At 65.4% G+C, this 12,407-nt stretch carries 9 protein-coding genes; all 9 read left to right on the top strand.

Annotated features, from left to right (window positions below; translation table 11 throughout):
- Positions 1–11: 11 nt before the first annotated feature.
- The 9 genes from EQV97_RS05945 (at position 12) to EQV97_RS05905 (ending at position 12,349) form a co-directional block, all read left to right on the top strand.
- Positions 12–1,064, top strand: coding sequence for an NADP(H)-dependent aldo-keto reductase (locus EQV97_RS05945; RefSeq protein ID WP_240888641.1), 1,053 nt, complete (start codon positions 12–14; stop codon positions 1,062–1,064).
- 46 nt (positions 1,065–1,110) lie between these two features.
- Positions 1,111–1,998, top strand: a complete 888-nt coding sequence (locus EQV97_RS05940) for an ABC transporter permease (RefSeq protein WP_240888640.1) — start codon at positions 1,111–1,113, stop codon at positions 1,996–1,998.
- Complete coding sequence (locus tag EQV97_RS05935; protein ID WP_240888639.1) at positions 1,995–3,653, top strand: ABC transporter ATP-binding protein; 1,659 nt, start codon at positions 1,995–1,997, stop codon at positions 3,651–3,653. Before EQV97_RS05940 ends, EQV97_RS05935 begins: the two co-directional genes overlap by 4 nt.
- A gap of 379 nt (positions 3,654–4,032) precedes the next feature.
- Positions 4,033–5,631: an ABC transporter substrate-binding protein gene (locus EQV97_RS05930; RefSeq protein ID WP_240888638.1), complete on the top strand. Its 1,599-nt coding sequence runs from the start codon at positions 4,033–4,035 to the stop codon at positions 5,629–5,631.
- Entirely contained in the window at positions 5,628–6,620 is a 993-nt protein-coding gene (locus EQV97_RS05925; RefSeq protein ID WP_225568511.1) for an ABC transporter permease, read from the top strand. Before EQV97_RS05930 ends, EQV97_RS05925 begins: the two co-directional genes overlap by 4 nt.
- Positions 6,617–7,480 carry an ABC transporter permease gene (locus EQV97_RS05920; RefSeq protein ID WP_240888637.1) on the top strand — a complete coding sequence of 288 codons (864 nt, stop codon included), beginning with the start codon at positions 6,617–6,619 and terminating at the stop codon, positions 7,478–7,480. The genes EQV97_RS05925 and EQV97_RS05920 overlap by 4 nt, the downstream gene beginning before the upstream one ends.
- On the top strand, positions 7,477–9,189 hold the full coding sequence (locus EQV97_RS05915) for an ABC transporter ATP-binding protein (protein ID WP_122839533.1): 1,713 nt from the start codon (positions 7,477–7,479) through the stop codon (positions 9,187–9,189). Before EQV97_RS05920 ends, EQV97_RS05915 begins: the two co-directional genes overlap by 4 nt.
- A gap of 24 nt (positions 9,190–9,213) precedes the next feature.
- Positions 9,214–10,422, top strand: coding sequence for an acyl-CoA dehydrogenase family protein (locus tag EQV97_RS05910; protein ID WP_240888636.1), 1,209 nt, complete (start codon positions 9,214–9,216; stop codon positions 10,420–10,422).
- Between the two features lie 100 nt (positions 10,423–10,522).
- Positions 10,523–12,349: an ABC transporter ATP-binding protein gene (locus EQV97_RS05905; protein WP_240888635.1), complete on the top strand. Its 1,827-nt coding sequence runs from the start codon at positions 10,523–10,525 to the stop codon at positions 12,347–12,349.
- Positions 12,350–12,407: the final 58 nt, after the last annotated feature.

The raw sequence follows: 12,407 nt of genomic DNA, 5'->3' as shown, positions 1-12,407 counted from the left end.
AAGGATGAACCATGCGTTACCGTCAATTAGGCAACAGTGATCTGCAAGTCAGCGTGCTGGGCCTGGGCACCATGACCTGGGGCCACCAGAACAGCGAAAGCGATGCCCACCAGCAGATCGAGCTGGCCCTGGCTGAAGGCATCAATTTCATCGACACCGCCGAGATGTATCCGACGCCGACCCAGGCCGAAACCTGGCGCACTACCGAGCGCTACATCGGCAGCTGGCTGGCCAGCAGTGGCCGGCGCGGCGACGTGGTGCTGGCGAGTAAAATCGCCGGTCCCGCGCGGGATCCGGCAGGGCAGAACCATATTCGCGATGGCCTCAGCCGGCATGATCGGCGCAACATCGTCGAGGCCCTGGACGGCAGTCTCAAGCGCCTGCACACCGACTACCTGGACCTGTATCAGCTGCACTGGCCCGATCGCAAGACCAACTTTTTCGGCCAGCGTGAATACCCTTACCAGGACGATGCCGAGAGCGTCGCCATCGAGGAAACCCTCACGGTGCTGGCCGAGCAGGTCAAGGCTGGCAAGGTGCGGCACATTGGCGTGTCCAACGAAACGCCCTGGGGCGTGGCCGAATTTCTCAAGCACAGCGAGCGCCTGGGGCTGCCGCGCATTGTCAGCGTGCAGAACCCCTACAGCCTGCTTAATCGCCTGTACGAGGGCGGCCTGTCGGAGTTCAGTCATCGCGAGGGCGTCGGCCTGCTGGCGTACTCGCCCCTGGCGTTTGGTGCGCTCACCGGCAAGTACCTGGGGGGCGCACGTCCCGAAGGTTCGCGGCTGTCTTCGGTGTATCGCACCTTCAACCGGTATGACAGTGCCTCGGCGCAGGAAGCCATCGCCGGTTATGTGCAGATCGCCAGACAGCACAACCTGAGCGCTGCGCAACTGGCGCTGGCCTATGTCATCGACAAGCCGTTCGTGGCCAGTGCCTTGACCGGGCAAACCAGCCTGGCGCAGTTGCGCGACAACCTCGGCGCGCTGGACGTCACGCTCAGTGACGAGGTGCGGGCGCAGGTCCAGGCGATCCACCAGCGAATTCCCAATCCCGCGCCGTGACCCGAGGCGCACGCAGATTGACTTGGCTCGACAAAAGGAAAGGTGAATGGCGCAGACACTTGCGACGGTGATTGTGGGACCGGCAGCGGGCGAGGGTGGTTATCGGCCGCTGCGCCTGGCCAGGCTCGGCCAGGTGCGCCCGGGTCTGTGGCTGGCCGGGCTGTTCGTGCTGCTGTTGCTCCTGGCGGCGGCGATTCCGGGGGCGCTGGCGCCGTTCGACCCGCTGGACGCGTCGGCCCGCCTGGCGTTTCAGCCACCCAGCGAGCTGCATTGGCTGGGCACCGATGAAAATGGCCGGGATGTCCTCAGCCGGTTGATTCACGGGGTGCGCTCGTCGTTGTTCATGGGCCTGGCCGCCACCGCGCTGGGCCTGGCCTGGGGCGCGGTACTGGGCTTGGCGTCGGGGCTTGGGCCGCGCTGGCTGGACGCGGCGCTGATGCGCGGCATTGATGTGCTGCTGGCGTTTCCGGACCTGTTGCTGGCCCTGGTGATCATCACGTTTTTCGGCCAGGGCACGGCCAACCTGATCCTCGCGGTGGGCATTGCCGGGGTGCCCCGTTATGCCCGGCTGGTGCGCGCGCAGACGCTCAATGTGCGCCATGCCGGTTATGTCGAAGCGGCGGTGACCCTCGGCCAGTCGCAGCTGGCGGTGGTGCTGCGGCATGTGCTGCCGAATGCGTTCAAGCCGGTGCTGATCCTCGCCACCATTGGCATTGGCGGGACCATTACCGCCGGAGCCGCCCTGAGCTTCCTCGGCTTCGGCGCGCCGCCGCCCGCGCCGGAGTGGGGCGCGATGATGGCGATCGGTCGCAGCTTCCTGGCGAATGCGCCGTGGCTGGTGGCCTGGCCGGCATTGATCATCACCCTCACCGTCGTCTCCATCAGTACCATCGGCCGCGAACTGCTGCGTCGCAGCGAAGGAAAACCGCTATGAATGCAAACATCCAGACCCTCGGCCCGTTGGTTGATATCCGCGACCTGACCGTACGATTCGGCCAGGCGCAACCGGTGCTGCATGGCGTGAGCCTGCAATTGCATCGTGGTGAATGCCTGGCGTTGGTGGGCGAATCGGGCTCGGGCAAAAGCGTGACCGCGCGGACCCTGGCCGGGCTCACCGGCCGGGGCGCGCAGGTACATGCTGCCAAACTGGCGTTCCAGGGCATCGACCTGCGGCAGCTGCATGAGCGCGACTGGCAGCGCTTGCGCGGGGCGAGTATCGGCTTTGTCATGCAGGACGCGCTGGGTGCACTGGACCCGTTGCGTCGGGTGGGTGCCGAGATCGAAGAGCCGCTGCAGCTGCACACGGCATTGGGTCTCGAAGCGCGCCGGCTGCGAGTGCTGGAGCTGCTGCGCGATGTCGGCGTACCCGAACCGGAGCTGCGCGCCCGCCAATACCCGTGGCAGTTGTCCGGCGGCTTGCGGCAAAGGGCGTTGATTGCCTCGGCCATCGCCTGCAATCCACGGCTGATCATTGCCGACGAGCCCACCACGGCCCTGGACGCCACGGTGCAGGCCCAGGTTATCGCCCTGCTGGAAAGCCTGCGCGGCGCGGACAACGCGCTGTTGATGGTCAGTCACGACCTTTCCGTGGTCTCGCGCCTGGCGGATCGGGTGGCGGTGATGCGCCATGGAGTCATCGTCGAGCAGGGGACTGCCGAGCAGGTGCTGCAGGATCCGCAGCATGGGTACACCCAGTCCCTGCTGCGGGCCGCCAGGGCGGTGCACTTCCAGCCGGCGCGCAGGTTGCTCGCGGTGGTGGAGCCCGAGCTTGAACCCCAGGGCGAGGTGTTGCTTGAAGCTCGCGGCCTGAGCAAATCCTTTATTGGCCCGGACCAGCGTCGGCGTACGGTGCTGGACCAGGTGTCGTTGCAGCTGCGTCGCGGCGAGACCCTGGGCATCGTCGGGGAGTCGGGTTCGGGCAAGACGACCTTGACCCGCCTGATCCTCGGGCTGGAAAGCGCCGACGCGGGCGATGTCTGGATCAACGGGCAGCGCTGGGCGGCACTCGATGCCAGGCAAAAGCGCCAGGCGCGGCGTGCGGTACAGGTGGTGTTCCAGGACCCGCTGAACTCCTTCGATCCACGTTACACCGTGCAGCGCGTATTGTTCGAGGCGCTGGCCGTGGCGGGCTTGCCGCGCCGGGACTGGCGCAAGCGGGCCGTGGAGTTGCTCGATCTGGTTCGCCTCGATGCCAGCCTGTTGGCGCGTCGGCCGATTGAGCTGTCCGGCGGACAGCGCCAGCGCATCGCAATCGCCCGGGCGCTGGCGTCGCAACCGCAGATTCTGATCTGCGATGAACCGGTGTCGGCGCTGGACGTGTCGGTGCAGGCGCAGATTCTCGAGCTGCTCGACGACCTCAAGCGGCGCCTGGGACTGGCCTGCCTGTTCATCTCCCATGACTTGGGGGTGATCAATCACGTCAGCGAGCGGGTGCTGGTGATGAAGGACGGCGTGGTGGTCGAGTCCGGCTCGGTGCGCACCGTGTTCGACCGCCCCGCACATGCCTACACCCGGGCACTGATCGACGCGATCCCGACCCTGGAAGCCGAACGCGCGCCTGTGGCGTTCTATCTGCAACTGGCGATTTGAGCCGAGGGTCCGGCACTTTCAGATGTACCAGGATCCAGACTGTGGGAGCTGGCTTGCCTGCGAAGGCGGGCTGGCATCCGCCATTGTTGTCGACTGGCACGCCGCATCGCGAGCAGGCTCACTCCTGCATTACTGACAGCAACTGTTGGCCCATCAACAGCTGCTGGGCACATTGTTCTTTCTGGCCTTGCTCAGAGGCCCGATTCGCGCCGGAAACCCCCTGTTTACTGCCGAAAAAACCCGGCATGCCTTGTGCAATAGCCCTGTTCCCGGACTATAGGCATCAGGACCCATGCGATTACTTGCCCCTTATTTGCGACCTTACGACCGCCGATCCAGCTTGTCGCTCAAGCATTTGCCCCTCCTTGGATTCGCTGCGATGTGCGGCCTGTTGATCGGTTGCGACCAGGATCAATCCGCTGTTGCCCGCAGCGATCAGCCGGTCAGCGGCGGGACCCTGGTGTACGCCACTGACCGCGAACCCACCTGCCTTGATCCCCATGTGGGCGGGGACATGCCGCAAGTGTTCGTCGCGCAGCAGTACCTCGACTCCCTGGTGTCGATGGATGAAGAAGGCCGCATCGGGCCCTGGCTGGCCAAGCGCTGGGAGGTCTCCGCCGATGGCCTGGCGTACACCTTCCACCTGCGCGATGACGTGCGCTTCACCGACGGCACACCGTTCGATGCGACAGCGGTCAAGGCCAACCTCGATCACATGGCCAACCCGAAGACCCAGTCCAGTACTGCGGGCGGCTACATCCGCCAGTACCGCAGCACCGACGTGGTGGATGCGCACACCGCGGTCGTGCACCTCGCCACACCCTATGCTGCATTCCTGGAGGTGCTGGCCCAAGGGTTTCTCGGTATCCAGTCGCCCACGGCACTGGCGCGGCCGCGTGATGTGAACTGCGAAAGCCCGGTGGGCAGCGGGCCGTTCAAGGTGGTGCGCTGGGACCGCCAGAGCCAGGTCGAGCTGGTACGCAATGCCGATTACAACTGGGCGCCGCCCACCGCCAAGCACCAGGGCCCGGCGTGGCTCGAGCGTATCGTGTGGAAATTCATTCAGGAGCCGTCGGTGCGTTTTGCTTCGCTGCAAGCCGGCGAGGTGGATGTGATCGAGGCGCTGCCGCCCGAATCCCATGAAGCCGCCCGGCGCAATCCGGACCTGGCGCTGATCATCGCCCAGCGTCCGGGCAACCCCACCAATGGCACGCTGAACATCACCCGCGCGCCGTTCAATGACCTGAAAGTACGCGAGGCGTTTGTGCGCAGTGCCGATGTCGAGGGGGCGTTGAAGAGCGTTTACTTCAATGAGTTTCCCCGGGCAGGGGGCCCGCTCAGTTCGGCCACGCGTTTCTACAGCCCGGACTTCCAGCATGCCCAGGATTACCAACCGGCCAGGGCCGCACGGCTGCTGGACGAAGCCGGCTGGACCACGCGCGATGCCGAGGGCTATCGCACCCGTGACGGCAAGCGCTTGCAGGTGCGCGTGATCATGGGCAACCGCACGCCGCCCTCGGAATACACCCTGTGGGAGCAGGTGCAAGCAACCACGCGCCTGGCCGGCTTCGAGCTGATCGTCGAGCAAATGAGCGACGTGCAGAGCACCAAGCGCCAGGCTGACTGGGATTACGACATCCGTCTGGGCTACTGGAACACCAACACCGCCGACGTGCTGCGGATCATCTTCGGCGCCGATTTCATCAGCCCGGCCGGCGTCGGTGGCTATCACCAGAACACCGCCGGCTACACCGATCCGGTGTTCGAAGGCCTGGTGCAGGGCGCCTTGACCACCCAGGACGCCGAACAGCGCCGGGCGTTGTATTACCAGGCACAGCAGCTGGCTTCCAGTCAGTACCTGCAACTGACCACCTACCCGCAGAGCTCGCGCCTGGGCATCTACAAGACCACCCAGGGCGTGCGCCTGGAGCCTTCCCTGGCAGTGACCTACCTCTATGACGCATGGGTGAACAAATGACGAGTGAAACCCTGGCCACTGAACGGCCCAACCCGCGCCGCGAGCGCCTGGTTCGCCTGGGTCGGCGTGCTCTGTGGCGCCTGCTGGGAGGCGTGCTGGTGCTGTGGGCGGTCGCCACGCTGACGTTTTTCGCCCTGCGCCTGATGCCGGGGGACCCGGTGCTGGCGATCCTGGGCGGGCCGAGTGGCAATCCAACCGCAGAAACCATTGCCGAAGCCAAGCGCGAGTATGGCCTGGACAAGCCCCTGGCGGTGCAATACGTGCTGTACCTGGGGCGGTTGGTCCAGGGCGACCTGGGCGTGTCCTATTCCCAGCATTTGCCAGTCACCCGGGTGCTCGCCGAGCAGTCATGGCCGACGCTGGAACTGACCATCACTTCGCTGTTGCTGGCCTGGGTGTTGGTGCTGGCACTCACCGTGCTGACGGCGGGACGCCGGCGCTGGGTGTCGAGCCTGGCTTCCCTGGCCGAAACGCTGTCGGCGGCGCTGCCGCATTTCTGGCTGGGGATCCTGTTGCTGGCGGTGTTCGCCTTCGGCCTGCGCCTGTTCCCGCCAGCCGGCAGCGATGGCTGGCGCACGCTGGTGTTGCCGTCGGTGGCGCTGGCCATTCCGCTGGCCGGATTTATCGCCCAGGTTACCCGCGAGTCGCTGGAAATGACCCTGGATCAACCCTTCGTGCTTACCGCCCGCACCCGCGGCCTGAGCGACACGGCAGTGCGTTTCAGGCACGCATTGCGCCACGCGGTGCTGCCCGGCATCTCGTTGTCGGGCTGGGCCATTGGCGCCCTGATCAGCGGCGCGGTGGTCATCGAGGTGATCTTTTCCCGCAAGGGCCTTGGTCGCCAGTTGTACCAGGCAGTGCAGGCTCAGGACCTGCCGCTGACCATCGGCATCAGCCTGGTGGTCGCCGCCGGATACGTCCTGGCCAACATCCTCGTCGACCTGCTGTACCTGTGGGTCGACCCGCGCCAACAGGAGCAGTCGGCATGAGTGAACTCACCCTCGAAGCACCGCTGCCCGGCACTCGGGTGCAGCGTAGTGCAGGCAAGTGGCGCCTTGGGCCGTTACTGGCTTTCAGCTTTCTCGCTTTCCTGATTATCGCGGCACTGTTGCCGCAGTGGTTCGCCCACAGCGATCCGTTGGCGATCGTGCCGCACGATGCCTTCCATCCGCCCGGCTGGGCGCACTGGTTCGGCACCGATCAATCCGGGCGCGACATCTTTTCCCGGGTGATCCACGGCACCCGGCAGTCGCTGTTCATTGGCCTGGCCGCCACCGCCCTGGCGATGAGCATTGCCATCGTCCTCGGTCTGCTCGGCGGCCTGGGGGGCGCTTACCTGGATCGCGGCGTCGGCTGGTTGCTGGAAATTCTCTTTGCGTTCCCCAGCCTGATCCTTGCGCTGCTGTTTGTGGCGGTGTTCGGCAGCGGCATTGGCCCGCTGATCGTGGCCACCGGGTTGGGCGGGGCGCCTGGCTATGCGCGAATGGTCCGCGGCCAGGTGCTGGCGGTGCGCAATGCCGGGTACATCGAGGCGGCCAAAGCCCTTGGCCATCCACCCCTGCGAATCATCACGCGCCAGCTGCTGCCCAACGCCATGCGCCCGTTGATCGTCACGCTGACCATGGGCGTCGGCCAGGCCATCGTCTGGGCGTCCGCCTTGAGCTTCCTCGGCCTTGGCGCCCGGCCACCGGCGCCGGAGTGGGGGACGATGCTGTCGATGGGCCGCGATTTCATTGCCAATGCCTGGTGGCTGACGTTCTTCCCCGGGCTGTTCATCGTGCTGACCACGCTGTCGACCACGGTCGCTGGCCGTTACCTGCAACAACGCCTGGAGGGCCGTCTGACATGAGTGACAAACATCTGATCGTCGAGGGCCTGTCCATCGAGTTTGCCGGCCAGTCGGTGGTGCGGGATCTGTCGTTCACGTTGGCCCCGGGCAAGACCCTGGCCCTGGTGGGTGAGTCCGGCTCCGGCAAAAGCGTCACCGCCCGCAGCCTGATCGGCCTGGCGGGAGCCGGTGCGCGAGTGAGCGCACGGACCCTGAGTTACGGCGGGCAGGATCTGCTCGGGTTGTCCGAACGCGGCTGGCGCGACTTGCGCGGCAAAGGCATCGGTTTTGTCCTGCAGGACGCGCTGGTGTCGCTGGACCCACTGCGCCCGGTGGGCAAGGAAATTCTCGAGGTGCTCAAGACGCACAACTGGGGTGACCGTCGCAGCCGCGCCGGGCGGGTGATCGAACTGCTGGAAAAAGTCGGTGTGCCCGAACCGCAGCTGCGTGCCCGCCAGCGACCGGATCAGTTGTCCGGCGGCCTGCGTCAGCGCGCCCTGATCGCCAGTGCGCTGGCCCTGAGCCCTGGCCTGGTGATCGCCGACGAGCCGACCACGGCGCTGGATGCCACGGTGCAGGCGCAGATTCTGCAAGTGCTGCAGGAGATCAAGGCGCGCGGCGACTCATTGCTGATCATCAGCCACGACCTGGCCGTGGTCGCGCAGCTGGCCGATGAGGTGCTGGTGCTGCGCCACGGCGAAGTGGTCGAGCAGGGGCCGATGGACCAGGTGCTGCGCCACCCGCGCCATCCCTATACCCGCACCTTGCTCGACGCGGTGCCGGCCGAGCATGCGCGGGGCACGCGGCTGTCGCCGCAGCGCACGGCCGTGGTCGCACCACCCCGGCCGGGCACGGACTCACCCGTGGTGTTGCAAGCCACGCAGTTGGGCAAACGTTACGTCGGGCCTGACCAGCAGTCGCGCCAGGTGGTCGATGGCGTGAGTTTCGAGCTGCGCGCCGGGCGCACCCTGGGCATCGTCGGCGAGTCCGGTTCCGGCAAGACCACCGTGGCCCGCATCGTCCTTGGCCTGCTGGAACCGGATGCCGGCCAGGTGCAATTTCTCGGCCAGCCCTGGTCCGGTGCCGGCACGCAGCGAATCGAAGAACGGCAGCGGCGCCCGCACCGACGGGACATCAGCGTGATCTACCAGGACCCGCTGAGTTCGTTCGACCCGCGCTGGAGCGTCGGGCAAATCCTCGCCGATGCGCTGGATGTCGCCGGCATTGCCACCGCGCAGCACACCGCACGGATCGCAGAATTACTGACCCAGGTGCGCCTGCCCAGGGAGCTGGCCGAGCGTCGCCCCTTGCAGCTGTCGGGCGGCCAGCGCCAGCGCGTGGCCATTGCCCGGGCCATTGCGAGTAACCCGAAAGTGATCATCTGCGACGAACCGGTCTCGGCACTTGATGTGTCGGTCCAGGCCCAGGTGCTCGACCTGCTGGCAGATCTGCAAGCCTCCCTGGGCCTGGCGTATCTGTTTATCTCCCACGACCTTGGGGTGATCCGGCACGTCAGCGATGAAGTGCTGGTGATGCGCCACGGCAAGGTCGTGGAAAGCGCCTCGGTCGAGACGCTCTTTCACAGCCCGCAGCATGAATACACCCAGCGACTGCTCGGCGCGGTGCCGCGTCTGCCGGGCGCTGGCGTGACCCTGGTCGTGCCGCCACTGGAACCGGAAAACCCGGGGTGGCTGTTCGATGAATCCCGGCTTTGGAAAATCGCCATTTAAGCTCGACTTGAACAAGGAATTGCCATGACTACGTTGACTGCCGTACCCAAGACCCCGGTTGCCTCGGTGGAAGAACTCAATGCCCGGGCGGACGTGTTGCTGCCGCTGATTGCCGCCGGTGCGGCGCAGCGCGAGCGTGAGCGGCAACTGCCTTACGAGGCAGTGGCGCAGATCGCCAAGGCGGGGCTGTTCACCACGCGCATCCCGACCCGTTTTGGCGGCGCCGCAGGCTCGGTCAAGGATGTGATCGGCTTGCTGATGCGCATCGCTTCGGCCGACTCCAATGTCGCCCAGGCATTGCGTCCCGGGTTCGGCTTTATCGAGGGCTTGCTGGCGTCTGGTGCGCAGGGCGCGGAGGGCGAGCGCGAACGCTGGTTCGAGCGCTATCTGCAGGGCGCCGTGGTGGGTAATGCCGGTTGGGAAGTCGGTGGCGCCAACGGTTCAATCAGCGCGCGGATCGTGCGCGACGGCGAGCACTATCGGGCCACTGGCAGCAAGTACTACAGCACTGGTTCGTTGTATGCCGACTGGGTCAGCGCCGTCGCTCTGGATGAGAACGAGCAGCCGGTGTCGTTCATCCTGCCGCGTGACCGCAAGGGCCTGGAGCTGCTCGATGACTTCGACGCGATGGGCCAGCGCCTGACAGCCAGCGGCACCACTCATCTGCATGATGTGCTGGTGCGCTCGGATGAAATCCGCACCCGCACCGTGGAGGAGGGCAAGCGCACGATCGTCACGCCGTTCCTGCAATTGTTCCTGGCCGCCGTGCAGGCAGGCATCGCGCGCAATGCGCTGAACGATGCCGTGGCCTTTGCCAACGATCACGCGCGCCCGATCAAGCACAGCAGCGCCTCGCGGTCGGTGGATGATCCTTACGTCGAGCTCAGTGTCGGCGACATCTCGGCCCGTGCGTTCACGGCCGAAGCGGTGGTGCTGCGCGCAGCCGAGGCGATCGATCGGGCATGGGCCGGCGACCTCGATCCCCAGGCGGTGGACCAGGCGGCCATTGCCGTCGCCCAGGCGCAATACATCGCGGCCGAGTCGGCGCTCAAGGCCGCAGAACTGGTGTTCGACGTTGGCGGCGCTTCCACCACTGGCCGCGCGCACAACCTTGACCGCCATTGGCGCAATGCGCGCACCGTGGCCAATCACAACCCGCGGCACTGGAAAGCCGCGGTCGTTGGGGCCTGGCAATTGAAAGGCACGCCACCGCCGACTTCGGGGCTGTTTTAAGCGTAGGGCTGGACTCGCACCATTGAACCGGGCACCGCGTGTGCCCATTTTTGCCTGAAAGCTGCGCGGCCACAGGCGTCATTCAGGAATGCCCTTGGTCATGACTTGGTCCTTTTCATCGCTGCCCCCATCCGATCGCCGAACACTTCACTGGAACGTACAGCACTTGCCTGCGACGCCCGGGGCTTTCGTGCGATTTTTCATCGGCAATTTCAAGGGCTGGTACGTGGCGATCCTGCTGCTGCAGATCGCTGCGGTGATCTGCACCCTGTTGATTCCCTGGGGGTTGGGGCAGATTACCCGCACCGTCAGCAATGGCCTGGAAGCCGAGCGCGCTTTCGAAGTGTTGCAGTGGCCGCTGACACTGTTCGGCGCACTGCTGGTGCTGGAAGTGCTGTTTACTCGGGCCGCAGCCGGTTGCCATATCCACGTCCTGCCGTTGCAGCGGCGCACAGTCACCCATGTGGTGTTTGCCTACTTGCAGAAGCACTCGCACCGTTTCATCAGCAACGAATTTGCCGGCGCCCTGGCGCACCGGGTTTCCGAAATCGCCCTGGGGGTCAACCAGACCCTGAGCATCCTGCTGTTCGATCTGATCCCGTTGCTGGTGACCCTGAGCCTGGCCACTGTGCTGTTGTGGACAGCCTCGCCCTTGCTGGCACTGTTCATGGCCGGCTGGTCGCTGCTGTTTATTGCCGTGTGCTACCTGCTGGCCCGGCGTAGCCATCCGCTGGCGCAACAGTACTCCGCGGCGCGCAGCACCAGCTCGGGCAAGGTGGTGGATGCGGTGTCCAACCTGGCTAACATTCGCCTGTTTGCCCGCCACGCTTTCGAGCACGGCTACCTGGGCCGGTTTCTCGACAAGGAAGTGGCGGCGGCCTATCGCTCGCTGGGCTACATGGAAAAGATTCGCTGGTTCCAGACCAGTTGCGGCGTGGTGCTCAAGCTGGGGTTGTTGCTGCTGGCGCTGTACCTGTGGCGCAACCAGCGCATCGACATCGCCGCGTTTGTCATGTCCACCAGCCTGTCGCTGCTGATCATCAGCGACGTCGGCAACCTGTCCCGGCGCTTTCTCGAATTCTTCGAGGCCACTGGCAACATTGCCAATGGGGTGCGCACGCTGATTCGACCCCATGAAGTGATCGACCGGCCCGGTGCCACGGCGTTGCAGGTCAAGCGTGGGGATATCGAGTTTCGCGACGTCGGCTTCAATTACGGTGCCGACCAGCCGATCTTCCAGCGCCTGAATATTTTCATTCCGGCGGGGCAGAAGGTGGGGCTGGTGGGGTCATCGGGCTCGGGCAAATCCACGCTGCTCAACCTGCTGCTGCGTCTTTACGATGTTCAGCAGGGCGCGGTGCTGATTGATGGCGTCGATGTGCGCGACGCCACGCAACATTCCCTGCACCAGCAAATCGGCCTGATTCCCCAGGAACCCGGGCTGTTCCACCGCAGCATTCGCGAGAACATTCATTACGGGCGCCTGGATGCCTCGATGGAGGAGGTGGCCGAGGCGATTCATCGCGCCGGTGCCAGCGAATTCATCGACAGCATGGAAGACGGTTACGAGTCGCTGGTAGGCGAGCGGGGCGTCAAGTTGTCCGGGGGCCAGCGCCAGCGCATCGCCATTGCCCGGGTGCTGCTCAAGAACGCGCCGATCCTGGTGATGGACGAAGCAACCTCGAGCCTCGATTCGATTACCGAGCGCTTTATCCAGGACAAACTGGACGAAATCATGGGCGACAAGACGGTGCTGGTGGTGGCGCATCGGCTGTCGACCGTCGCGCACCTGGACCGCATCCTGGTGTTTGACAAGGGCCGGGTGATCGAGGACGGCAGCCACGACGAATTGCTGAGTCAGGGCGGGCAGTATTTCCGCTTGTGGAGTCGCCAGTTCAGTGCGCAGGCGGATACCGTGCCGGCCTGACTGTCGGGGGCGCAACAGTGCTTGGACAATCTGTGCTGATCGGTCTCGTTGAATGCAC

This window comes from Pseudomonas sp. TMW22090 (assembly GCF_022496665.1).
Classification (GTDB): Bacteria; Pseudomonadota; Gammaproteobacteria; order Pseudomonadales; family Pseudomonadaceae; genus Aquipseudomonas; species Aquipseudomonas gregormendelii.
This window is presented reverse-complemented; position numbering and strand designations above follow the sequence as displayed.